Source organism: Streptococcus suis (assembly GCF_002964045.1).
Lineage (GTDB): Bacteria > Bacillota > Bacilli > Lactobacillales > Streptococcaceae > Streptococcus > Streptococcus suis_U.
This window is the reverse complement of sequence record NZ_POPB01000578.1, coordinates 1-342: the sequence shown is the minus strand read 5'-3', so window position 1 is coordinate 342 and position 342 is coordinate 1. Positions and strand designations below refer to the sequence as shown.

General features: G+C 46.5%; 1 protein-coding gene. It reads right to left on the bottom strand.

All coding sequences use genetic code 11. From position 1 onward, the window contains the following. Positions 1 to 14: 14 nt before the first annotated feature. The coding region (locus C1E99_RS12800) for an RluA family pseudouridine synthase (RefSeq protein WP_238146248.1) at positions 15 to 342 on the bottom strand (328 nt) is incomplete at its 5' end.

Sequence of the window (342 nt, the reverse complement as noted above, 5' to 3'; positions counted from 1 at the left end):
AGGTTTTCATACTATTATTCAGCCTTGCGCAGTTTTTCAAGTGTCTCCTGAAAAATAGCTGGCGCTTCTGCCGTAAATTCAACAACCTCACCAGTTCTCGGATGGGTAAATCCAAGCGTTCTGGCATGAAGAAATTGGCCATGCCCTTTAAGTGTTTTCCTTGGGCCGTAAGCTTCATCACCCGCAACCGGATGACCAATATAAGCCATGTGGACACGAATTTGGTGAGTTCGTCCTGTTTCCAAGGTCAATTCCACCAAAGTGTAGTCACCAAAACGCTCCAGAACCTGAAAACGTGTCACAGCTTCTTTCCCTTTAGCAGTCACAGCCTGTTTCTTGCGG